We start from the raw sequence: 23,244 nt of genomic DNA, 5'->3' as shown, positions 1-23,244 counted from the left end.
CCCGATGGTATATGCGTTCGCGAACGACGCGAACGGCACGTTCGGCGCGTTCCGATGGTGGGTCGAACCGGCTCCCCGGCTACGGCTCGATGACGAGCTTGCCGAGGAAGCTGTCGTTCATCACGTCGCGTTGGGCCTGTGGCGCCTCCTCGAGATCGTAGCTCCGGGCGATTTCGACCGAGAGGCCTTCCGACAGCAGGTGGGCGACACCCCCGAGCAGCACCCGGAGGTCGGGCGCGTTGAACATGCTCATGAACTGATACCGGACGTCCTTCGCGCGGGGCCCCGCGACGTTCGAGAACGCGGGGGCGGGATCGTTCTCGCCGATCCCGACGACGGTCGCTCCCTCGGCCGCGACGTCCGCGTCGAACTGGAGGTAGTCCTCGAGGCGGTGATCCAAGACGACGTCGACGCCGCCGTCGGAAGCCTCGATGACCGCGTCAGCGAGATCGTCGCGGCCGTAATCGAGGACCGTGTCGGCGCCGAATCCGGATATGGTGTCGTGATATTCGGGCGCGGCCGTGGTGATCGTTCGGGCGTTGACGGCCGAGGCGATCTGGACGGCGACGTGACCGACGCCGCCGGACCCGCCGTGAACGAGACAGTACTCGGCCGGATCGAGATCGGCGTGGTCGATCAGCGCGCGCCACGCCGTGCAGGCGACGACGCCCGCCGCGCCGGCCTCGACCATCGACGCGGAGCCCGGGAGTTCGACGACGCGGTCGGTCGGGACGGCGGCGTACTCGGCGTAGGCGCCCTGGAATCCGCCGTTGCCGATCCCGGTGCCGTAGACCCGGTCACCGACGTCGAACCCTTCGACGCCGTCGCCGCACTCGACGACGGTCCCGGCGAAGTCGACGCCGGGCGTGAACGGGAGGCCGACGGGTTCGTACGATCCGTCGCGGAAGTACGTGTCGACGGGGTTGACGCCCGCGGCGTCGACCTCGACCAGAAGCTGGTCGGCCCCGGGATCGGGACGATCGGTCTCTTCGACACGCAGTGCCTCGGGACCACCGTGTTCTGAGAGACGGACTGCTCGCATGGTCGTCCCGACTCACCCAGGGGACATAAACGTAGCCGATCCCGTCGGGCAGACCGGCCGGTTCTCGGCCCTTCAGCAGACCGGCTTCGGGTTGACGCCCATCGATTCGAGCCGTTCGGTGTACTCGTCGTAGGCGGCCTGAATCGCGCTGCTGGCGGCCGACAGTGCCCGCTCCCAGTCGTCGTCGCTGTCGCATCGGCTCTCGAGCAGTTCGCTCGCCCGCGCCAGTTGGGCCTCGAGGTCGTCGTCCATCGACCGGAACAGCCCGGCCGTCTGGGGGTCGGCGTTGCCGACGAAAAATCCCGTCACCTGCGTTTTGGACTGCTCGGCGGCGAGTGTCCGACCGACGACCCCGCCGAGCCGTTCGACGGTGCCCTCGAGGCCACGGAGGTACGTCTGGATCGCCGGGGTATCGCCCGGCTCGTGGCGTTCGAGTTCGCCGGCGACGGTTTCGTAGTGTCCCCGCTCTTCGCTGGCGGTCTTGGCGAACGCCTCGGCGACGTCGTCCGATTCGCTTTCGGCCCACGCCTCGTAGGTTTCGGCGGCGTGATGTTCCGACGTCGCGGCGGCGGTCAGTACCTCCTCGGGTTCCATTTCGCCCTGGGTGTCGGCATAGAGGGATTTCGACGACCCGAGCCGCGAAAGTGCGGTTTCGTTGTCGTCACGGACGGTCTCGATGAATTCCTCGGCGTTCATGGAATTCGGTATGATCGGTCCCGGCTTGTATGCGGCGATTAGTTGCCGTCGAAAGGCGAGTCAGTTCGAATCCGGCTCCCCGGATACGGCCGTTTGTCGCCGTTTTCGGGGGAGCTCTCCCGTTACGTGTTTCGGCCCGTCTCGTGTGTCACTCCGTTCTCCGCCCGCTGTAGGGGGGCGGACTCCCTCGGTTCGCTCAGTCGTCCGCCTCGCCTTTCTCTATCGGCGCGCCGACCAGGTTACCCCACTCGGTCCAGGAGCCGTCGTAGTTGATCGTGTCTTCGTAGCCGAGCAGCTCGTGCAGCGCGAACCACGCGACCGACGAGCGCTCGCCGATCCGGCAGTAAGCGACGGTCGTCGAGTCGCCGTCGATCCCGTATTCGGCGTAGAGATCCTGGAGTTCGTCGGCGTTCTTGAACGTCCCGTCGTCGTTCGTGACGGCCGCCCACGAGATGTTCTGGGCGCCGGGGATGTGGCCGCCGCGCTGGGCGGTCTCGTTGAGTCCCGGCGGGGCCAGGACCTCGCCGCTGAACTCCTCGGGCGAGCGGACGTCTACGAGCGGCAGCCCGCGGTCGATCGCGTTCTCGACGTCCTCGCGGTAGGCGCGGATCGACTCGCGGGGACCGGAGGCTTCGTACTCGACGGCGGGGAAGTCCGGCTCCTCGTCTGTCGTCGGGTACTCGTTCTCGAGCCAGTACTCGCGGCCGCCGTCGAGGAGTTTCACGTCCTCGTGTCCGTAGTACTTGAACTGCCAGTAGGTGTAGGCCGCAAACCAGTTGGCGTTGTCGCCGTAGAGGACGACCGTCGAGTCCTCGGTGATGCCGTGGGCGCCGAGCAGGTCCTCGAAGTCCCCCTGCTCGAGGATGTCGCGTGTCGTCTGGTCCTGGAGGTCCGTCTCCCAGTTGAAACCGATGGCACCCGGGGCGTGGGAGTCCTCGTAGGCCTCGGTGTCGACGTCGACCTCGACGAGCCGGTGGTCGGAATCGTCGCTTTCGAACTCGTCGAGCCGCTCCTCGACCCAGTCGGCCGATACGAGCACGTCTTTCGCGTAATCTGAGTTACTCATTGCAACTGTCGGTAAAACGCCCCATCATATATCCACATCTGTGACGGCACACTCGGCCGCTCCTCACTGTTATCGGCAACAAATTCCTAAAAGTGGGCGACAACTGTGGGCGAAAGATAATTGCGTAAAGCAGCCGATAGGGCCCGAATCTCCCGTGATATGGCCGTAGAACAGCCCTACTCTCCCGGAAAATACCGGCAATATGAACCGTATAAATCGGGCAACCGAGGAATACGAGCGTGAAAGGAGCTATTAACCCGACGGGTCCGAACGTACATCCATGAACGACCGTATCGTCGACACCGAGTGGGTCGCTGGCCGTCTGGATTCCCCGGGAACCGTCGTCGTCGACGCTCGCGACGCGTGGGAGTACGACGGCATCGGGCACGTCCCCGGCGCGGTCAACCTTCCCTTCGACAGCTTCAGAGCGGACGAACACGGGACGGCCGAGGCGGGGATGTTGCCCGGCGCGGACGCTTTTTCGGATCTCGCCGGCAGTGTGGGTATCGCGGCCGACAGCGACATCGTCGCCTACGACGACACCCACGGCGTCTTCGCGGCCCGGTTTCTCGTCACGGCCGAACTGTACGGGCACGATTCCTCGAAGTTGCACCTGTTGAACGGCGACTACTCGGTGTGGAACCAACGGGAGCCGACGACGACCGGCGCTCCGGACGTAACGCCGAGGACGTACCCGGCGGCGTTCCGGGCAGACGGCCCGCTTATCGACCGGGAGGCGATCGCTGCCGCGGTCGACGATCCCGGAGCAACTCTCGTCGATACCCGCGAGGAGTGGGAGTACGAGGAGGGCCATATCCCCGGCGCGATCCGGCTCGACTGGCGGGAACTCGTCGATACGGACGCCCGGACGATCCGCCCCGAGTCCGAACTCCGATCGCTTCTGGGGACGCGGGGGATCGACCCGGCGGACCGCATCGTCCTCTACTGTAACACTGCCCGGCGGATCAGCCACACGTACACGGTACTCCGGGCGCTCGAGTATCCGGATCTGGCCTTCTACGAGGGAAGCCTCACCGAATGGGAAAGGGAAGGCGGCTCGATCGAAACCGGGACTGAGGACTGATCGGAGGACCGTCCGCCTGCACAACTGTTTTGCCGGTCTGGCCCGAACACGCTTCCATGACGTTCGACCCGAGCGGCGAGGTGGATCCCGAAGCGATCGAAGAGCGTGTGGACTCGCTCATCGCGGACAACGACCTCGTCCTGTTCATGAAAGGCAACAAGCTGATGCCGCAGTGCGGCTACTCACAGAAAGCCCTCGACGTCCTCGGTCAGTACCACGAGAGCGACGAGATCGTCGCCGAGGACGTCCTTCCTGCGCTCGACGCCTACCGGGCGGCGCTCGAGGAACACAGCGGGTGGGAGACGATCCCCCAGACGTTCGTCGACGGCGAGTTCATCGGCGGCAGCGACATCCTCGAGGAACTCCACCAGCGCGGCGACCTCGCCGAGGAACTCGGCGTCGACCCCGAAGACGTCGACGACGGGCTCGAAGCGCCGTTCTAATCCGAGCCACGGCACTCCTCCGGTTCGGACCGAGGACGGAGAGACGGGCAGTTCCGCCCGGACGATCGAGCCCTCTCCGTTAGTCTCATGTCACATGTGGTCGACGGTCCCGGTATGGAACTGGAGGCGTACTGGGGCGTCGGCCCGAAGACGAAGGCGACTCTCGAGGCGGCTATCGGGACCGAGGCGGCGATCGAGGCGATCGAGGCGGGAGACGTACGGACCCTCGTCGAGGCCGGCATCGAGCGAAGCCGCGCGATGCGGGTCCTCAGGCACGCCAATAGCGCCGACGGGATGGAGCTGCTTGCGACCCGTGATACCCGCGCCGTCTACAAAGACATCCTCGATGCGGCCGCCGAATACGCCGTCTGTGAGGCGGCCGCCGATCGGATCCGGACGCTGACACCCCTGTCCGATCGCGAGGAGATGGAGCGACGCCTCGAAGCCGTCGAACGGGGTCGGGAGGGATGGACAGGGATGGACGAACCGACACGGGAGTCGGTCCGGTCGGCGTTCGGGACCTACGACACCGCGGGCGGCGGCCGGCTGGCTGCCGTCGAGGCCGCGGTCGAACTCTCGGAGACGGGGGTCACAGGGGCGGTCTTCGAGCCGATCGCGGAACTGGACACTGAAACGCTCGCCGACGCCGCCGTCGCCCTCCGCGCGCTCGGGGACGGCCGGATCGCCCCCGACGCGGACGCCGAACTCGACCGGCTCCGGGAGGCACGCGAGGCGGTCGATCGGCTCTCGGCGAACCCCGGAAGCGTTCTCGAAGAACTCCGTTCGGCCGGCGTCGAAGACACCGCCGGCTTCCGGACCGGACTGCTCGATCACCTTCGGTCGGAGACGACGGTCGAAACCGAACGGATCCGGGCGGCGATGGCCGAGGACGCCGTCGACGCGACCGGATTCGTCACCGAGACGCTACGGACCCTCCGGTCGGACCTAGACGCCGCGATCGAAGCGCGCGCCGCGACCGTCCGGGCGGATCTCGATGCGGACATCGAGGCCGCCGGGCAAGACGTCGACCGGGCCCGGACCGCGGTCGGGACCGTCGCCCGCGATCTCTCACTCGGCCGGTTCGCGGCCGAATACGATCTCGTCCATCCGAGCTACGTCGACAGAGCGACACTCGCTGTCGTCGACGCCCGGAACCTCTCGCTGGAACCGGACGGCTCGATCCAGCCCGTCACCTACGCCGTCGGCGAGCACACGATCGCACCGCCCGACGACGAGCAGGTGACGGTACTGACGGGTGCCAACAGCGGCGGGAAGACCACGCTTCTGGAGACGCTGTGTGCGGTCGCGATCCTCGCCCACATGGGACTGCCGATCCCTGCCGCCGAGGCCGAGGTGTCCGTCCTCGATCGGCTCGTCTTTCACCGCCGGCATGCGAGCTTCAACGCCGGCGTTCTCGAGTCGACACTACAGTCGGTCGTGCCGCCGCTGGTGTCGGGCGATCGGACGCTCATGCTCGTCGACGAGTTCGAGGCGATCACCGAACCGGGGCGGGCAGCCGATTTGCTGGGTGGGCTGGTCCGGCTGACGATCGCCGAAGGCGCGCTCGGGACCTTCGTGACCCACCTCGCCGACGACCTCGAGCCGCTGCCGGAACCTGCCCGAACCGACGGCATCGTCGCGAAGGGGCTGACCGACGATCTGGAACTCGAGGTCGACTACCAGCCCCGGTTCGGCGAAGTCGGGCGCTCGACCCCGGAGTTCATCGTCTCCAGGCTGGTCGCCAACGCCGACGATCGCGCCGAGGAGGCGGGATTCCGGACGCTCGCGGAGGCCGTCGACACGGAGATCGTCCAGCGGACGCTCTCGGACGCCGAGTGGAGCGGGCTCGAGGAGGGGTAGTTTACTCGGGGCTGTCGATCGGATATCTGTCCGGGGAACGGTTATACGTCCCCACGAAAACGGTGGGATATGGCTACCCACGTCGCGATCGTCGGCGCCTACGGAAGCGCCGGTGTCGCCGCTGCGGAACGGCTGGCGGAAGATCCCGACATCGAGTTGACACTCGTCGATGACGGTGAACCGGGCGGGGGGCTCTGTATCCTCCGCGGCTGTATGCCGTCGAAGGAAGTACTCTCGGCCGCCGAACACCGCTTCGTCGCCCGCCACGACGACCGGCTCTCGGGTCCGCTTCCGGACGTCGACCTCGAAAGCGTCATCGAGCGGAAGGACGACCACACGGCGAACTTCGCCGCCCACCGCCGTGCCGCGGTCGAACGGCTCGCCGAACGGGACGACGTGACGTTCCTCCACGACACGGCGCGGTTCGTCGACGACGGTCGCCTCGCCGTCGGGGACCGAACGATCGAGCCCGATTACGTGGTGATCGCGACGGGGTCGACGGTGGACCTCCCGTCGCTTCCGGGGATCGGCGACGTCGACGTACTGACGAGCGCGGACGTCCTCGACCGGAGCGAGTTCGGCGAGTCGGGCGTCGTCATGGGGTTCGGATACGTCGGGCTGGAACTGGTTCCGTACCTCAGCGAGGCGGCCGGGATGGATCTCACTGTCGTCGAACACGACGCCAGACCGCTCGATGAGGGTGACGAACCCTTCGGCGACGCGCTCCTCGAGTATTACCGGGAGGCGTTCGATATCGACGTGCTCACCGACACCCACGAGAAACGAGTCGAAGCGACCGAAAACGCCGGCGTCAGGCTCCACGTCGATCGGGAGGGACGCGAGGAGGCGATCGAGGCCGACCAGTTGTTCGCCTTCACCGGGCGTCGTCCGGCGCTCGACCGGATCGGGATCGGATCGACGTCTCTTGATCCGGGACCGGAATGGGTCGGGAAGACGATGCAGGCGCGCGAGGACGACCGCGTGTTCGTCGCCGGCGACGCCAACGGCAGGGAGCCGATTCTCCACGTCGCGAAGGAGCAAGGATTCACGGCGGCCGAGAACGTCCGGCGTCACCGCGACGGCGATCCGCTCGTCGAGTACACGAACGTCCACCACCACGTCGTCTTTTCGGGATTGGGCGTACTCCCTTTCGCCCGCGTCGGCCACTCGGCGACGTCGGCCGACGCTGCCGGAGTCGAGCATATCGCCGTCACTGCCGAGGCGAAAAGCGACGGCGTGTTCAAAACCAAAAACGTCCCCGAGGGGCTCGCCCGTCTCGTCGTCGGGACGGACGGGACCGTTCTCGGGTACCAGGGGCTACACTACCACGCCGACGTGATGGCGAAAACGATGCAGATCGCCGTCGAGATGGGGCTAGACGTCCGTGAGATCCCCGATCGAGCGTATCACCCGACGACGCCGGAGATCCTCGACAGCCTCGTCCGCGACGCGACGGCGACTCTCCCGGAGTGAGGACCGCTCTCGAATCGGTATGGTAGACGAGGGGCCGCCGCAGAAAAGAGTTAACAGTAGTCACGAAAAAACTACTCCTGTGGGTGAACCAGAGAACGTCGACGGGGAGTACGTCTGCGGAGCCTGCGAGAAGTCCTTCCCGACCAAGGCGGCCCTAAAACGTCACGTCCGCGAGGTCGGGCTGGTTGAGTGACGGCCGGCCTCCGATCGTCCTTCGTCGATCGAACGCTCTGGAATCCTTACCGGGCGACCCGGGGAAGCACGGCCGAAAGCAACGTTCCGATGCCCGTGATCGCCGCGAGCAATATGAACGACTCGTCGAACAGGTCGAAGTCGGCGAGCGCACCGATGACGATCGGTCCGGTCGCCCCTACGTAGAGAAAGACTGTCCGGAGGAGTCCGAAACCGCTACCCTGGATGTCGTCGGGGAGTACCCGTGGAATGTACGCGAATATGATCGGCCAGAACGCGAGCTGCAGTCCCGCGACCGTCGACAGCGCGATCAGCACTGACGCCGAGTTCGCGAACGGGAACGCGGCGATTGCGACGGCGGGGATCGCTGTCACGGCGATAAGGATGCGGCGTTCGTCGTACCGGTCGGCGACGTTCCCGACGAGTGGCTGGACCACGCCGCCGGTGACGAAAAAAGCTCCGAGCGCGATCGCTCCCGTCGATTGGGGGAGCCCTTTCACCTCGACGAGATAGGTTGGAAGGAACGACGTGTATCCCTGCCAGACGAACCCGACAAGCACCATCGCGGCCGTCGCCACGACTATCGGTCGCCCCGTGGAGACGTCGATGATCCGGCGTACGATCCGGCGTCGCGATCCGTCCCCCCCGTCCTGCATCTCCGAGGAGGTCCGGACGGGGATCACCAGCCAGAATCCCCCGACGAGCAACACGAACCCGGGCAGGACAACGCCGATACCGATCCGCCACGCGAACCACCCGGAGACGACAGTAGCGACCACGGGGAGGATCACGTTCCCGAAGTTCCCGACCGCCGCGTTGATGCCGATCGCCGTCGCACCGCGGTCGGGGTAGATATCCGAAAGAACCGTCAACCGTGGCGTGCCGAACAGACCGGAACCGAACCCGAACAGTAGCACGCCGAGAGCGAACACCACCAACCCGGACGAGAGGACGATCACGCCGATCCCGATCGTGGCCATGACGGCGCTCGCCACGAGGGTGTTGCGTTCCCCGATCCGGTCGGTCAAAACCCCGCCGGGAAGCTGTGCCGTCGCGAAGCTTATCCAGAGGGCACCGAGGAGAATCCCCGCCGTGGTGTTCGTGAGAAGGAATTCGGCCTTGATCTCGGGGAGCAACGCCGGGAAGATGAGTCGGACGCCGAGCATGAGGAGGTGTCCGACCGAGACAGCTACTAGGATCCACCCCCGACCGTCGCTCCACAGTTCGTTTGTCACATTCCCAACTCGGCTTCGAAACGTCACACCGGATACCTCCCCCCTCTCCCTGAAAACAGTATCGCTAGGAGCGTGTGGTCGTGATATCTGACTCGCGCTCGATGGATCGGGGCGGATCGGACCGGGGAACGAATCGAACTGGAACGTCCCCGGCACAGCGCCCCTGTCTCACTCTCCCGAACCCCGATCGACCCTCCTCGAGACGAGCGGTATTCCTGCAGATGGATTTTATACCTGTAGGTAGAATTGCGGCGTGTAATGGCTACCCAAACAGAACAATCAAAGTACGGCCCGCTCCGGAGCCTGAAACTCACAGGCTCACCACACGAACGGGGGGTTACCCACGGCGAGGCGTTCGCGGACGAAATAGAAAAGAACCTCGAGATCTACCTCGACGTGTTCGAATACAAGGGCACCGACGAGGGGACGGTCTACGAGCAGGCCGAGGCGTTCGTTCCCCTTATCGAGGACGAAAACGAGGCGTACGCCGAGGAGATGCAGGGCGTCGCCGAGGGGAGCGGGCTGTCGATCGAGGACGTGACGATCCTCAACGCACGATACGAGGTGATGTACAGCGCGTTCAAACAGGCCGCAGACGACCTCGACAGGGCCAAGCCGGACGCGTGTACGGCTTATGGGGTCCGGAACTCGCTTTCGGACGACGGGCACACGTACGTCGGCCAGAACTGGGACTGGATGCCGGGATTGGAAACGTTCGTGATGGACGTCGAACAGGAGAACGGCGCCAACCACGTCGCCATGACCGAGGCGGGGATCGTCGGGGGCAAGATCGGCGTGAACGAAGCGGGCCTCGCATTGACGCTCAACGGCCTCGTCACCGAACACGACGGCGAGGATCCGTTCCGGAAACCGTACCACGTCCGGTTACGCGAAGTACTGGACGCCGAGCGGATGGACGCCGCCATCGAAGCGCTGATCGCCAAGGATCGGGTCTGCTCGGCGAACGTCATCATCGGTCACGAGAGCGGGGAGATGATCGACCTCGAACTCTCACCCGAGAAAGCCAATTACCTCTATCCCGACGACGACGGGCTCTTGGTTCACACCAACCACGTCGAAGACACTACGTCGATGGACAGCCAGTTCGAGAAGCTCATTCCCGATACGCTGTGTCGCGCACCCCGGCTCCGCCGGTTGCTGACCGAGGGGACCGACACGGTCGGCGAGGCGGATATAAAAGGAGCGCTCCGGGATCACTTCGGGCACCCGAACAGCATCTGCCGTCATCCCAACGAGGACGACCCCGAACTGGACCGTCTCGAGACTGGCGGCAGTTTCATCATGGATCTAACCGAGAAACGCCTGCTCGGTACCAACGGTCCGCCCTGTGAGCACGGGTACACCGAGTTCCAGGTCAGCAGCTAGCGACTCCCGGCTGGCAGTTCGTTTTCCCGACGGGTCCGTATCCTCCCGGACAGACACAGTATCCGAAGACGGCGCAGGCCCCATACTTATTAACCGAAGCCACATGTCACGACGTCCTGTATGAGCGAGGAACCGACCGGAACCAACATCGAGGGGGAGGCACCGGACGCCGAACCGGTCGTCGAGACCGAGGAGGCGACGATCACCGACGACGCCGAACTCGAACGGACGCTCGGATTGGCGGGGGGACTCTCGATCGGCATCGGGACGATGATCGGGGCGGGTATCTTCGTGTTTCCGGGGCTCGCGGGGGCGGAGGTCGGGACGGCGGCGACGGCCTCCTTCGGGGTCGGCGGCGTTATCGCTCTGCTCGTCGCGCTGCCGACGTCGGAACTCGCCACGGCGATGCCGAAAAGCGGCGGCGGGTACTACTTCGTCTCCCGCGGACTCGGGACGCTCGCCGGCACCGTCGTCGGACTCTCGCTTTGGCTCGGGTTGGTCTTTGCGACCGCCTTCTATCTCGTCGGGCTGGGCTTTTATGCGATCGACGCTCTCGCCGCTGTCGGGATCGCCGTCGGTGCCAGCGCCGGCGCCGTCGTCTCGGTGCTGGCCGTGCTTTTCGGGATCGGCTTTACCGTTCTGAACGTCACCGGAACCGAAAACGCCGCCAAGCTACAGAACGGGATCGTCGCGTTGCTTCTGTCGATGCTCGTCGCGTTTCTGGCGTTCGGTCTCCTGGAGGCGTTCGGCGTCGTCGATGCGGGCACACCGCCGGGGGAGGCCGCGAACGTCTGGGAGATCGTTCCGATCATGTCGGTGGCCGCCCTGGTGTTCACGTCGTATCTGGGGTTCGCACAGGTCGCGACGGTCGCCGGCGAGATGAAACGTCCCGGACGGAACCTCCCGCTGGCGATGGTCGGATCGGTCCTGATCGTCACGGTGCTTTACGTGTTGACGATCTTCGTCGCGACGAACGTCTTCACACAGGACGCCCTCGAAGTGGCTGGCGAGACGGCAATGGTCGAGGTCGGGCGACAGTTGCTCGGTCCGGCGGGAGCACTCGTCATCATCGTCGGCGGTCTCTTGGCGACGATGTCATCGGCGAACGCCTCTGTTTTGAGCACCTCGCGGGCGATATACGGCGTCTCGAAGGACGCGCTGTTACCACGGAAAGCCAGCCGGATCAACCTCAAATACGGAACCCCACACGTCGCGTTGGGGATGGCCGGCGGCCCAGTGATCGTCTTGGCCGCGACCCGGCAGGTCCAGTTGCTCGCCGAGGTCGCCTCCTTTCTGCACTTGCTCATGTACGGACTGATGTGTGTGGCGCTGCTTTCGTTCCGTCGGGACGAACCCGAGTGGTACGATCCCGACTTCCGTGTCCCCGGCGGGGTGGCGATCCCGGTCGTGGGTGCGCTCGCGAGTTTCGGGCTCGTCGCGTTCATGAACCTGCTCTCGATCGCAATCGGCGTCGCCATCGTGTTCGTGACCGCCGGGTGGTACTTCTATTACGCTCGGGACGTGAGACTCAGGGGGGCCCTGTGATGACACGCGTACTCGTACCCGTCGAGATCCTCGAAGGAAAGACCGTCTCGCCCGGACTGATGAGCCTGCTTGTGACGGTCGACGTGACTGTGCTTGGGTACCACGTCCTGCCGGAACAGACGCCGCCGGACCAGGCACGGCACCAGTACGAGGAGCGCGCGACCGAGGCTCTCGAGGATCTCAGCGAGGAGTTCCGCACTGCCGGCGGAAAAGCCGACTACCGACTCGTCTTCACCCACCACCGCGAACAGACAGTCGACCGGATCGCCGACGAGGTCGGTGCGAGAGCTATCGCGATCTCCGGCGTGACCGGCGACGTCGATCGGCTCCTCGTTTCGCTTTCGGGCGACGTCGCGGCCGATCGGATCCTGTCGTTCATCGAGGAGCTGATCGGCAACCGCGACATCGGCGCGACGTTGCTTTCGGCCGGCGATAGCGCCGACGACAACTCCGAAAGCGGGATGCGGGGGGACGACCGTCTCGATGCGGCCGCAAAGCGGCTCCGCGATGGCGGCCTCGACGTGCGCACGGAGCGGGTTCCGAACGAGACGCCCTTCGATGCGCTCGTGGGACTGCTTCCCGGCCACGACGCGGTCGTCATGGGCGAGAAAGCGCCCTCGTTCAGGTCGTTCGTCTTCGATGACGAGACCGACCGCGTGGCATCGGCATCGGTCGGCCCCGTGATCGCTGTCAGATACGACCCGTCACTCGACGGGGAACGTGAGTGAGATCCGCACTCGGCATGTATCTCGAGACGATGGGGAGCGTCGCGGAGTTCCTGAATCCCCGGATCGCCTCACGCGGTGAGAGTCCGACGGTCGGCCTAAGCGCGCCGAGAGCTCGGGGGAGAGTCGACGAGTACCATAAACGAGCCATACGACGGTTTCCGGTACGTATTCGCCGGTCAGTACGCGTCGAACCCACCCGTATCGAGGTAGTTGTGTGCGACAGTGATCGCCCCATCGGCATGGAGCGCCCGCGGCCCGAGCGAGACGCGTTCGTCGGCGAACTCGACGAGCGACTCGCGTTCGCGGTCGGTGAACTCGCGGTGATCGGAGAGCACGAAAACCGGATTCTCGGGGGGTGTGAGTTCGACGACCGGCCGGCCCTCGGCGTGGAGTTGGACGATCGTCCGGTCTGACCGGTCTTCGAGGACCGACTCGAGATCGCCCTTCCGTATCGAGACGCCCGGCGACGCCGTGGCCGCCATCGCTCCGATCGCCTCTCCGCTGGCCCCGAGCGCGTCGCGGATCAGCGCCGCCGTCGAGCGCTCGTCGGGGTTGAGTCTTCGAAGTTCGGATCCATCGAACCGGACGACGTAGCCGTCCACGAGGAGGTCGATACGGACGTCCGTCCGGATATCGTGTGAGAGAAGCAGGGCGCTCGTGACACAGCGACAGAGGAGATCGAGCCGTCCCGCACCCGGGAGGTCATCGAGATTTATCTCGGCGTCGGCGGACAGTTCGTGGGCGAGCACGACGAAACGGCGCATCTACCAGGTCAGCCCCTCGTAGGTGATCCCCTCACGCCGGGTGATTATCCGCCGGCCGTCGACGACGACAGGGTCGGCCATCGCGTCGAACTCCGCGTTCAGATCGGCGAATTCAGCCCAGTCCGTGACGATCGCGGCCCCGTGGGCGTCCGCGAGTGCGTCGGCCGCCGAGTCGGCGTACTCGATGTCGGGGAACGCTTCGGCCATCTCGCCTACAGCGCGGGGATCGTAAGCGACTACCTCGGCGCCGCGATCCAGCAGGCCCTCGATAACTGGTTTGGCACGGGATCCACGGATGTCGTCGGTCCCGGGTTTGAACGCGAGCCCCAAAACCGCGATCTCCTTGCCTTCGACGTCGACGTGGCTATCCAGCAGTTCCAGCAGTCGTTCGGGCTGACGTTCGTTGATTTCGATCGTCGCATCGACCATCAGCGGATCGTAGCCTGCGGATTCGGCGGCAGCCCTGAGGGCGGCGGTGTCTTTCGGGAAACAGCTCCCGCCCCACCCCACGCCCGACCGCAGGAACCGCTCGCCGATGCGGTCGTCGAGACCGATCGCGTCGGCGACCTCGTAGGCGTCCACGCCGAACTCCTTGCAGACGTTCCCCAGATCGTTAATGAGGCTGATCTTCGCCGCCAGGAAGGTGTTGTTTGCGTACTTGATGGTGGCGGCCTCCCGGCGGCCAGTTTCGACGACCGGGGGGTCGGTTTCTTCGATTAGCGGCCGATAGAGCTCTCTCAACAGATCGAGAGCCCGCCCGTCGCCGTCGGTTCCGAGGACGATCTTGTCGGGGTCGGTGAAGTCCTCGACCGCCGTTCCCTCCCGGAGAAACTCCGGGTTGACCGCGACGCCGAACGTTTCGCCTTCGGACGTTCCGGCGGCGGCCTCGATCGCCGGGAGGATCTGGCTTTCGATCACGTCCGGCAGCACCGTCGATTTCACGACGACGAGGTGATAGTCCGTCTCGTCCGCGATGGCCGCCCCGACGTCCTCGGCGGCCGCACGCAGGATCGACGCGTCGATCGAACCGTCGGCGTTGGCGGGAGTCCCGACCGCGAGGAAGGTGAGGTCGGTATCGACGACGGCCGCGTGGTCCGTACTCGCCCGCAGCCGGTTTCCGGCGTGCGCCGAGACGAGTTCGTCGAGCCCCGGCTCGTGGATCGGCGCCCCGCCGTCGTTGAGCCGTTCGACGGTCGTCTCGTCGACGTCGATCGCGGTCACCTGATGTCCCAGCTCGGCCAGACAGGCCGAGAGAGTCGTCCCGACGTAGCCGGTGCCGACGACGCTTACGTTCATGTACCCCCGTATTACGGCGGGGGATTTGAGGGTTCGGCTCCGTCGATCGGCGGCCCGGACGCCTCAGGGACGCTATCGAGACGGATCGGGAGAAACAGTCAGTAACGGTCCGTTCGGACGGAATTTCGGGGAAAGCTTTTGACGGTGTGGTTGTTACCCCTTCGCGTATGAGCGCCGACCGGGCACCGCTCCGGCGGGCCCTCGAACGTGGCGAACGCGAAGGTGGCAGTATCGAGTTCAAAGAACGGCTCACCCGCGGTACCCACCTCGAAGACGGCCGGCTGGAATCGCTCACCGCACAACTGCGACATCGGCTGCTGTCGGGCGACGGCGAGGCCACCTACGTCGTCGGCGTTACCGACGAGGGCGGGATCGCCGGGATCGAGCCGGACGCCTTCTCGGAATCGATGGACATCCTCTCGCTTCTGGCCGAGAAGGCGGGGGCCCACATCGACGACGTCGAGACGTGGGGGGTCGGCGGTTCCGGGGACGAAAACGGCGGCGGAATCGTCGGCGTCGCCACGCTGAAGGAGGGGTCGGTGCTGGACGCCGACGACGACCACATCGTCGTCGGGACGGCTGGCCACGTCGACCACGGCAAATCGACGCTCGTGGGGTCGCTCGTGACCGGCTCGCCGGACGACGGCCAGGGCGGGACCCGGAGCTTCCTCGACGTCCGCCCCCACGAGATGGAGCGTGGGCTGTCGGCCGATCTCTCCTATGGCGTCTACGGCTTCGACGACGAGGGGGCCGTCCGGATGGACAACCCCCACCGGAAGTCCGAGCGCGCCCGGGTCGTCGAGGAGTCCGACCGGCTGGTCTCGTTCGTCGATACGGTCGGCCACGAGCCGTGGCTCCGGACGACTATCCGCGGGCTCGTCGGCCAGAAGCTGGATTACGGTCTCCTCGTCGTCGCCGCCGACGACGGCCCGACGAAGACGACCCGCGAACACCTCGGCATCCTGCTGGCGACCGAGCTGCCGACGACCGTCGCGATCACGAAAGCCGATATCGTGACCGACGAGCGGCTCCGGGAGGTCGAACGCGAGGTCGAGCGGCTGTTGCGGAACGTCGATCGGACCCCGCTTTCGGTCGAGCGCCACGGGATCGAAACCGCGATCGAGGAGATCAGCGAACAGGTCGTTCCGGTGGTACCGACCAGCGCCGTGACGATGGAAGGGCTGGACGTCCTCGACGAACTCTTTGCCCACCTGCCGAAGACCGGAACCGAACCCGGCGATTTCTCGATGTACATCGACCGAACGTACAACGTCACGGGCGTCGGCGCGGTCGCCTCGGGAACGGTACGTTCCGGGCGGATCGAAGCCGGCGACGAGTTGCTCGTCGGCCCGCTCGCCGACGGCACGTTCCGGCCCGTCGAGGCCCGCTCGATCGAGATGCACTACCACCGGGTCGAAGAGGCCTCCGCCGGTCGAATCGTCGGCATCGCACTGAAAGGGATCGCCGAGTCAGATCTCGAACGCGGGATGGTGCTTCTCCCCCGGGACGCCGATCCGGCTGCCGTCCGGGAGTTCGAGGCGGAGGTGATGGTGCTGAACCACCCGACCCGGATCGACGACGGCTACGAACCGGTCGTGCACCTCGAAACGGTCAGCGAGACCGCCTCGATCCACCCCGAGGGTGGCCAACTCCTGCCCGGCGATACCGGGCGTGCCCGTATCCGGTTCAAGTTCTGCCCGTACGCCGTCGAGGAAGGCCAGCGGTTCGTCTTCCGGGAGGGTCGATCGAAGGGGGTAGGAACGGTGACGGACGTCACCGAGACCGAGTAGTCGACCCCCGATATCGGCGGGTGAGACGGGTCGTACACGAGGACTTGTGGCCGATCCCGACCCCGCGTGCTGTCTGTCGGATCTGCCGCTCGGCGCGGCCAGAGTGGACGCGGGACGCCCCGAGTAGGCTGGACGGTCGGTTTTGCAACAACACATATAGGATCGCGCCCAACGTCCGACCGTGTCAGATCAGTTCGACGGCGGCAACCGCCCGCCGGACGGTATCGACGACACGCCGACTGTGACCTGCAGTCGGTGTGACGCCGAGTGGGATCTCGAATACGAACTCGAGACGCTACGGGTCGGCAACCGTGCGCTCGAACGGTTCGCGCTCGACCACAAACGTCACACCGGGCACTTCCCGGACGAGGTCAGACCGTGGACGGCCGTCTGCGAGCGGTGTTCGGACGGCGATGAGTTCCTCTCGGAACGACCCGCCCGGCGGTGGGCCGAGACCCACACCCGCCACACCGGCCATTCGGTCTCGCTCGAACACACCGACACCGAGACGACGGTCGTCGACGCGGGCGAGTAGCGGTCGCCGGGGGTGTCCGCAGGACGATCCGTGGGAGCTTTTCGATCTGTCAGTCGTCGCGTTTGACGCCGGGGTTCGTCACCGCGCCGTTGGCGGCCGAGCCGAAGGCGTTGCCGAACTTCGCGAGGACGCCGTCGGTGTAGGCCGGTTCGGGCTGCTCGCGCTCGTCGAGGCGGGCCTGGAGTTCCGAATCGGAGAGGTCCACATCGAGTGTCCGATCGGGGATGTCGACCGTGACGCGGTCGCCCTCCTCTATGGCTCCGATCGGTCCGCCGACGAACGCTTCGGGGGCGACGTGACCGATCATCGGGCCGCGGGTGGCACCCGAGAACCGCCCGTCGGTCAAAAGCGCCACGTCGTCTTCGTGTCCGGCCCCGACGACCGCGGCGGTAACGCCGAGCATCTCGCGCATTCCGGGACCGCCTTTCGGCCCCTCGTTGCGGATGACGATGACGTCGCCGGATTCGATGTGGCCCTCCTGGACGTAGGCCATGGCGTCCTCCTCGTTTTCGAAGATCCGGGCCGGTCCCTCGTGGTGGAACTGGTCGTCGCCGGTCACCTTCAGCACCGCGCCGTCCGGCGCGAGGTTGCCTTTGAGGATCTTGATCGCGCCCTCTTCCTCCTTGGGATCGTCGACGGTATAGAGGAAGTCGGCCTCGATCTCGTCGTCGTCCGGCAGGCCGTGCTCGGATTCGAGGAACTCGAGTTCCTCGCCGACCGTGCGTCCGGTCACCGTCATCGCGTCCTCGTGGAACAGATCGGCCTCGATCAGCCGGCGGACGATGACCGGGACGCCGCCGACCTCGTGGAGATCGTTCATGACGTGCTCGCCGCCGGGCTGGAGGTCGGCGATCTTCGGGGTCCGCCGGGAGATCTCGTCGAACTCCTCGATCGAGAGGTCGACCCCGGCCTCGGCGGCCAGCGCGAGCAGGTGCAACACACCGTTGGTCGACCCGCCGATGGCGGTCTGAAGCGTGATCGCGTTCTCGAAGGATTTCTTCGAGAGGATATCCGAGGGGCGCCGGTCCTCCTCGACGACCTCGACGGCCAGTTCGCCGGCACGGCGGGCGACCGCGTAGCGTTCGTGGTCCTCGGCCGGCGCGGAGGCGCTGCCGAGCGGCGCGAGCCCGACCGCCTCGGAGATAGCCGCCATCGTGTTCGCGGTGAACATCCCGCCGCAGGATCCCGCCCCGGGACAGGCGCTCCGTTCGAGATCGTCGAGTTCCTCGCCGCTCATATCGCCTTGGGCGTATGCGCCGACGCCCTCGAAGACCTGAACGATAGTCACTTCCCGTCCGTCGTGTTCGCCGGGCATGATCGAACCGCCATAGAGAAAGACCGACGGAAGGTCGGTCCGGACCGCGGCCATCAACATCCCCGGTAGGTTCTTGTCACAGCCCGCGACCGTCACGAGAGCGTCCATCCGTTCCCCGAAGGAGACCAACTCGACGGAGTCGGCGATGAGTTCCCGGCTGATGAGCGAGGCCTTCATCCCCTCGGTCCCCATCGAGATGGCGTCCGATACCGTGATCGTGCCGAACTCGATCGGCATGCCGCCGGCCTCGTCGATCCCCTCGAGCGCCGATTCGGCGACGTCATCGAGGTGGACGTTACACGGCGTGATGTCGGCGGCGGGGTTCGGGACACCGATGAGCGGCGAGCCGAAGTCCTCGTCGTCGAACCCCATCGCCCGGAACATCGATCGGTGCGGGGCGCGGTCGGCTCCCTCGGTTACCTCCCGGCTGCGGAGCCGTTCGTCCTTGTCGTATCGTCCCGGTTCGGTTTCCTGCGGCGGTTGTTGACTCATACGAGACCCTTATGCTCAAACGACTTAATCGTACGCTTCCCCTCGCCCGCATGGTAAAATACTGAACGGCAACCGCTGTTGAGGATCGTCACATGGACGGTTAGATGGCGGATAAGTTCATATCTGGACGTACGTTTACCGATTTTGCAAATACATTTTCATACTATTATGAATATTAGGGAACCGACTAACTACCTCAGCGTGTTACTTTGATACATGCGACCGACTGACATACAGGCGGGAACGGAAATATACGAATGCTTCGGCTGTGGGACCCGGATCGAGGCGCCAACCGGCGAGACGTGTTCGGAGTGTGGCTCGGAGCTCCTGCGACTCGACCGCCCCCGTGACTTATAAAACAGACGGCACACACCCGATAGTACGCGAGCAGTGCGATCAGTGAAACGACGGTGAGTATCCGGTGTCGAAAGCGACAACACGGTCGCCGCCGTATTTCGATTAATGCGCGTCCGTGTCGACGTCGGCGCCCGGCTTCACTTCGGGTTTCAGAACCTCTCGTTGGCCCACGAGCGGCTCTACGGTGGGGTCGGGGTCGCCCTCGACTCGATGGGCATCGTTCTCAGAGCGGAACCGGCCGACGAGGTCCTCTGTGACTGGCCGGTGTTTTCCGACTACGCGGAACGGAGCTGTGCGATTCTGGGCGTCGATGGAGTCGAGATCGACGTCGTCGAGGCGCTCCCCCGCCACGTCGGGTTGGGCAGCGGGACACAGGCCGCGCTGGCGACGCTCGTCGCCGTCGCCCGGGCGCACGGTCGGTCGCCGTCGGTCCGGGAACGGGCGCCGGAGTTGAACCGCGGCGGCAGAAGCGGCGTCGGGGTGGCGACCTTCGAGTCCGGTGGCTTCGTCGTCGACGCGGGCCACCCGACGGAACAGTTCACGACGGATCCGCCGGCGGCCGGCGAGTGGACCGTCCCGGCGGTTACCGCCCGCCACGACGTGCCCGATTCGTGGCGCTTTCTCGTCGTGTTGCCCGACGGCGAGACCGGCCGCAGCGGCGACCGGGAAGACGAGAGCATGCGGTCGGCCGTCGAAAACGCGGACCCCTCTGTGGCGGATTCGCTCTCGGCGCTGCTCGTCAGGCGTCTCCTCCCGGCCGTCGCCGAGGGCCGTCTCGAGGCGTTCGGCGACGCCATCGGGGCGTTCGGCCGGCTCAACGGCGCGTGGTACGCCGACGAACAGGGTGGCGTCTACCGGCCACCGGCCGGGCGGATCATCGACGCCCTCTCGGATGTCGCCGCGATCCGTGGCGTCGGCCAGTCCTCGTGGGGGCCGGCTGTCTACGGACTCACCGACGTGTCGTACGCCGGAAAGGCCGTTTCCGCCGCCGAGCGGGTGCTCTCGGGGCTGGACATCGACGGCCGGATCCACATCGCCGCGCCACGAAACCGGGGCGTCGAGGTCACCGAACTCGGATAGCCGAGAATTCGGAGGTCCGTACCTCTCCGCGAGGCGAACAACCATTTAGTCCCCCGGCATCAACGCATCGGTATGGATCGAATCCCCTTCGGTATCCGCCGGCTGGATACGACGATCGGCGGCGGCGCGCCGCCGGGGAGCGTCGTATTGCTTTCGGGGGAGGCCGGTGCGGGCGCCCGCGAGTTCATGTACACCGCCGCGCTGATGAACGGGCTCACAGAGGCCGATCCGGACCTGTTCGATCTCTACTACGGCGATCTCGACGAGGCCACGGCCGTCCCGGAGGCGGTACACTACATCTCGTTCACTGCGAGAAAAGAACAGCTCCGTGACGAGATGGCACTCACGATGGACGAGTCGATAGTCGACGCGGCCGTCGAGAGCGTCACATTCCATGATCTCTCCGCGGAGTACTTCCATCTCAGCCCGGTACCCCGTGAGTGGTACTCCGAACGGGTCGGTTCGATTTCGGATCTGGGGGACACCACGGAGCAGCGGAGCCTCCCGAGGGCGCTCGGGGACCGGCTGACCGAAAACGCGGTCAACACGCTCGTCGTCATCGACTCGCTCACCGATCTCGTCGGGGCGCCGATGGACGACCTTTCGTGGGACGACGTCCCGGTCCTGCTGCGGGGGATCACTCGCGCCGCCTCGGAGTGGGGCGGATTGGTCCTGGTCTACGTCAGCAGGGGGGCGATCGACGCCCGCCACCACGGCCAGCTTGTCGATGCCGCCGACGGGACGCTCGTCTTCGAGTGGGAAAGCGGCGGCTCGACGCGGGACCGGACGATGGTGGTAAAACAGTTCGGCGGCGTCCTCTCGCGGATCGAAGCCGAGGACATCGTCCAGTTCGAGACGGAGATCGGCGACTCGGGGTTCGATATCAGCGACGTCAGAAAGATCAGGTAACGCCCTTCGACGGTCAAAAGAGCCGAACCCTTAAGGGTGTATCAGCGCCTATATACAGTGATGGCAACCGAGCCGGCCGCGGATAGCGAGCAATCGGTCGCCCTTTCGTCGCCGCTCTCGGAGTGGCTCGACGAACGAGCCGCGGCACTCGGGGTCGACCGCAACTGGCTGCTCGTAGAGCTGCTGGAGACGTACCGGGAGATGGCTGAACTCGACCCGGAGGAGGTCGACGCGCTGCAGTCGGCGGCCGCTACGAGCAAGGACGATGTTCGGACCGTCGAACGGGAAGAATTCGACGATCTCGAACGCCGTATCGAGGAGATCGACGCGGCGCTGTCGGAACACGTCGAGGATCTCCGAGGTCGGATCCTCCAGCTCAAGGAGGCGGTCGAATCCAGCGCGCCGGCCGACCACGAGCACCCCGAAATCGGAACGCTTTCCCGACGGATCGAGACGATCGCATCGACGCTGGAGGATCTCGAGGCCGAATCCGAGGCGACGGCCACGGAACTCGAGGAACTCGGTTCGGACCTCGAATCGAACGAGGACAGACTCGGGACAGTCGAGACTCGACTCCACCGCCTCGCCCGGGTCGTCCTCGAACTCAAACAGCGCGCCGAGGGAACCGCCGACTCGGCCGAGGCGCTCGATTCGATCCGGCGGACAGCGAACCGAAACGGGACGACTGCGGCCGATTGTGAGAACTGCGGCGAACGCCTCCGGATCGGTCTCCTCACGGAGGCTGCCTGCCCCCACTGCGAGCAGACGTTCCGTGATATCGAGTACCCGTCGTCGATTCTGGGACGGTTCAGGTCTCCACAACTCACCGGAACGGATCCAGCCACGACCGAAGCAGAACCGGAATCGGAACCGAAACGAGAACGGGAACCCGAGCCGAAACCGGAATCGGAATCGGAACCGGAGTCCTATCATGAGTGAGAAGCCGGACGGGAACGACCACGACGGGACCGCGACGGACGATCCCTTCCCGGAATCGGATGGCTCCCAGGAGGGCACCGGCGACGGACGAAATCCGGAGGCCGACGAGGACGACGTAGACAGCGAGGACCCGTTCGTGGAACTGGAGGGGCTCGACGATTCCGAGGCCTCGTCCGAGGAACTCGAGGAGTTTTTCGAACCCGTCGAGACGGCAGACCTCGACGACGACGCTGTCTGGGAAGCGGTGTTCTCCTCCGACGAGACTCCGTCCGATACCGATCAGATCGAGACGGGCGCCGACGCGGTCGTCCCCAAGGACCAGTACTGCAAGCGGTGTAAGTTTTTCTCGGAGCCTCCGGCGGTGGCGTGTACCAGACCCGGCACGGAGATCGAGGAACTCGTCGGCGTCGACGAGTTCCGGGTTTCGAACTGTCCCGTCGTCGTCCAGCGGGGGCGGGTGCGTGACGTCTTCGCCGACGAGCAGTGACGGAAGCCGTACGCTTTTGCGTTTCGGGACCGTTCCGACGGACATGCAGTTTTGCGACGAGTGCGGGTCGATGATGCACGCCGACGGCGAGGAGATGGTCTGTTCCTCCTGTGGGGCGACCCAGCGCAAAGACGAGACGCTGGCGGAGTCGTTCGTCAGCACCGAATCTCAAAGCGAAGACGACGTCATCGAGTCCTCGGCCGACGCCGACTTCGAGGGCAAACCGACCGCCGAGGACGTCACCTGCGAGGAGTGTGGCCACGGCGTCGCGTGGTATACGATCAAACAGACGGGCGCCGCCGACGAGCCGCCGACGCGATTTTTCAAATGCAAAGAGTGTGGCTATCGGTGGCGCGAGTACAGCTGATACTGTCGGCTATAGCGTGATCGCGAGCGCGACGTGGATCGGCGTTCACAGTAACCACCGAAACGGCACACAGCACCCCGACAGGATGGATACCGCCAGCTAGCGCCGATATCGGTAGCGCAGGACCGACACGGACGAATAGCCGGCAACATGGGTGAGTCGT

23 protein-coding genes are annotated in these 23,244 nt (G+C 65.6%); 16 read left to right on the top strand and 7 right to left on the bottom strand.

Annotated elements, in window-relative coordinates:
* Nucleotides 1-79: 79 nt before the first annotated feature.
* From KM295_RS06885 to KM295_RS06875, 3 genes are all read right to left on the bottom strand, one after another.
* Nucleotides 80-1,042: an NADPH:quinone reductase gene (locus KM295_RS06885; protein WP_256029214.1), complete on the bottom strand. Its 963-nt coding sequence runs from the start codon at nucleotides 1,040-1,042 to the stop codon at nucleotides 80-82.
* 72 nt (nucleotides 1,043-1,114) lie between these two features.
* Nucleotides 1,115-1,738: a ferritin family protein gene (locus KM295_RS06880; protein ID WP_256029213.1), complete on the bottom strand. Its 624-nt coding sequence runs from the start codon at nucleotides 1,736-1,738 to the stop codon at nucleotides 1,115-1,117.
* A gap of 196 nt (nucleotides 1,739-1,934) precedes the next feature.
* Nucleotides 1,935-2,804 carry a sulfurtransferase gene (locus KM295_RS06875; RefSeq protein ID WP_256029212.1) on the bottom strand — a complete coding sequence of 290 codons (870 nt, stop codon included), beginning with the start codon at nucleotides 2,802-2,804 and terminating at the stop codon, nucleotides 1,935-1,937.
* Nucleotides 2,805-3,084: 280 nt separating this feature from the next.
* Between KM295_RS06875 and KM295_RS06870 the strand changes: the two genes are divergently transcribed.
* The 5 genes from KM295_RS06870 to KM295_RS06850 all read left to right on the top strand — a co-directional run bounded on the left by KM295_RS06870 (nucleotide 3,085) and on the right by KM295_RS06850 (nucleotide 7,857).
* Nucleotides 3,085-3,888 carry a sulfurtransferase gene (locus KM295_RS06870; RefSeq protein WP_256029211.1) on the top strand — a complete coding sequence of 268 codons (804 nt, stop codon included), beginning with the start codon at nucleotides 3,085-3,087 and terminating at the stop codon, nucleotides 3,886-3,888.
* A 56-nt stretch (nucleotides 3,889-3,944) separates the two neighbouring features.
* Complete coding sequence (locus tag KM295_RS06865) at nucleotides 3,945-4,331, top strand: glutaredoxin family protein (protein WP_256029210.1); 387 nt, start codon at nucleotides 3,945-3,947, stop codon at nucleotides 4,329-4,331.
* Nucleotides 4,332-4,445: 114 nt separating this feature from the next.
* Complete coding sequence (locus tag KM295_RS06860) at nucleotides 4,446-6,191, top strand: MutS-related protein (protein ID WP_256029209.1); 1,746 nt, start codon at nucleotides 4,446-4,448, stop codon at nucleotides 6,189-6,191.
* A gap of 69 nt (nucleotides 6,192-6,260) precedes the next feature.
* Nucleotides 6,261-7,664, top strand: a complete 1,404-nt coding sequence (locus KM295_RS06855; RefSeq protein ID WP_256029208.1) for an FAD-dependent oxidoreductase — start codon at nucleotides 6,261-6,263, stop codon at nucleotides 7,662-7,664.
* Nucleotides 7,665-7,743: 79 nt separating this feature from the next.
* Nucleotides 7,744-7,857 (top strand): C2H2-type zinc finger protein, encoded by a 114-nt coding sequence (locus KM295_RS06850; RefSeq protein WP_256029207.1) that lies wholly within the window; start codon nucleotides 7,744-7,746, stop codon nucleotides 7,855-7,857.
* Between the two features lie 46 nt (nucleotides 7,858-7,903).
* Here the strand turns inward: KM295_RS06850 and KM295_RS06845 are convergent, their stop codons facing one another.
* On the bottom strand, nucleotides 7,904-9,091 hold the full coding sequence (locus KM295_RS06845) for an MFS transporter (RefSeq protein ID WP_256029206.1): 1,188 nt from the start codon (nucleotides 9,089-9,091) through the stop codon (nucleotides 7,904-7,906).
* Nucleotides 9,092-9,349: 258 nt separating this feature from the next.
* Here KM295_RS06845 and KM295_RS06840 point away from each other — a divergent pair, with 258 nt between their 5' ends.
* From KM295_RS06840 to KM295_RS06830, 3 genes are all read left to right on the top strand, one after another.
* Complete coding sequence (locus KM295_RS06840; protein WP_256029205.1) at nucleotides 9,350-10,477, top strand: C45 family autoproteolytic acyltransferase/hydrolase; 1,128 nt, start codon at nucleotides 9,350-9,352, stop codon at nucleotides 10,475-10,477.
* A 120-nt stretch (nucleotides 10,478-10,597) separates the two neighbouring features.
* Entirely contained in the window at nucleotides 10,598-12,022 is a 1,425-nt protein-coding gene (locus tag KM295_RS06835; RefSeq protein WP_256029204.1) for an APC family permease, read from the top strand.
* Entirely contained in the window at nucleotides 12,022-12,750 is a 729-nt protein-coding gene (locus KM295_RS06830; protein ID WP_256029203.1) for a universal stress protein, read from the top strand. Before KM295_RS06835 ends, KM295_RS06830 begins: the two co-directional genes overlap by 1 nt.
* A gap of 176 nt (nucleotides 12,751-12,926) precedes the next feature.
* Here KM295_RS06830 and trmY read toward each other — a convergent pair whose 3' ends face one another.
* Both trmY and aglM read right to left on the bottom strand, forming a co-directional pair.
* Nucleotides 12,927-13,514 carry a tRNA (pseudouridine(54)-N(1))-methyltransferase TrmY gene (gene trmY / locus KM295_RS06825; RefSeq protein ID WP_256029202.1) on the bottom strand — a complete coding sequence of 196 codons (588 nt, stop codon included), beginning with the start codon at nucleotides 13,512-13,514 and terminating at the stop codon, nucleotides 12,927-12,929.
* Entirely contained in the window at nucleotides 13,515-14,810 is a 1,296-nt protein-coding gene (gene aglM, locus KM295_RS06820; protein ID WP_256029201.1) for a UDP-glucose 6-dehydrogenase AglM, read from the bottom strand.
* A gap of 167 nt (nucleotides 14,811-14,977) precedes the next feature.
* Here aglM and KM295_RS06815 point away from each other — a divergent pair, with 167 nt between their 5' ends.
* Nucleotides 14,978-16,600, top strand: a complete 1,623-nt coding sequence (locus KM295_RS06815; RefSeq protein WP_256029200.1) for a GTPBP1 family GTP-binding protein — start codon at nucleotides 14,978-14,980, stop codon at nucleotides 16,598-16,600.
* A gap of 181 nt (nucleotides 16,601-16,781) precedes the next feature.
* On the top strand, nucleotides 16,782-17,135 hold the full coding sequence (locus tag KM295_RS06810) for a DUF8062 family protein (RefSeq protein ID WP_256029199.1): 354 nt from the start codon (nucleotides 16,782-16,784) through the stop codon (nucleotides 17,133-17,135).
* A 49-nt stretch (nucleotides 17,136-17,184) separates the two neighbouring features.
* Here the strand turns inward: KM295_RS06810 and ilvD are convergent, their stop codons facing one another.
* Nucleotides 17,185-18,942, bottom strand: coding sequence for a dihydroxy-acid dehydratase (ilvD, locus tag KM295_RS06805; RefSeq protein ID WP_256029198.1), 1,758 nt, complete (start codon nucleotides 18,940-18,942; stop codon nucleotides 17,185-17,187).
* 216 nt (nucleotides 18,943-19,158) lie between these two features.
* Here ilvD and KM295_RS06800 point away from each other — a divergent pair, with 216 nt between their 5' ends.
* The 6 genes from KM295_RS06800 to KM295_RS06775 all read left to right on the top strand — a co-directional run bounded on the left by KM295_RS06800 (nucleotide 19,159) and on the right by KM295_RS06775 (nucleotide 23,081).
* On the top strand, nucleotides 19,159-19,299 hold the full coding sequence (locus KM295_RS06800) for a rubrerythrin-like domain-containing protein (RefSeq protein WP_256029197.1): 141 nt from the start codon (nucleotides 19,159-19,161) through the stop codon (nucleotides 19,297-19,299).
* A 105-nt stretch (nucleotides 19,300-19,404) separates the two neighbouring features.
* Nucleotides 19,405-20,379: a beta-ribofuranosylaminobenzene 5'-phosphate synthase family protein gene (locus KM295_RS06795; protein ID WP_256029196.1), complete on the top strand. Its 975-nt coding sequence runs from the start codon at nucleotides 19,405-19,407 to the stop codon at nucleotides 20,377-20,379.
* A 72-nt stretch (nucleotides 20,380-20,451) separates the two neighbouring features.
* Nucleotides 20,452-21,288, top strand: a complete 837-nt coding sequence (locus tag KM295_RS06790) for an RAD55 family ATPase (RefSeq protein ID WP_256029195.1) — start codon at nucleotides 20,452-20,454, stop codon at nucleotides 21,286-21,288.
* Between the two features lie 60 nt (nucleotides 21,289-21,348).
* Nucleotides 21,349-22,227 carry a hypothetical protein gene (locus KM295_RS06785; RefSeq protein ID WP_256029194.1) on the top strand — a complete coding sequence of 293 codons (879 nt, stop codon included), beginning with the start codon at nucleotides 21,349-21,351 and terminating at the stop codon, nucleotides 22,225-22,227.
* On the top strand, nucleotides 22,220-22,714 hold the full coding sequence (locus KM295_RS06780; RefSeq protein WP_256029193.1) for a DUF8135 domain-containing protein: 495 nt from the start codon (nucleotides 22,220-22,222) through the stop codon (nucleotides 22,712-22,714). Before KM295_RS06785 ends, KM295_RS06780 begins: the two co-directional genes overlap by 8 nt.
* A gap of 43 nt (nucleotides 22,715-22,757) precedes the next feature.
* Nucleotides 22,758-23,081, top strand: coding sequence for a transcription factor S (locus tag KM295_RS06775; RefSeq protein WP_256029192.1), 324 nt, complete (start codon nucleotides 22,758-22,760; stop codon nucleotides 23,079-23,081).
* Nucleotides 23,082-23,244 lie beyond the last annotated feature (163 nt).

The sequence above is a fragment of the Natronomonas aquatica genome (assembly GCF_024449025.1).
Taxonomy (GTDB): domain Archaea; phylum Halobacteriota; class Halobacteria; order Halobacteriales; family Haloarculaceae; genus Natronomonas; species Natronomonas aquatica.
Note: the sequence above shows the minus strand (reverse complement) of the source record. Positions and strands in the feature narration are given on the sequence as shown.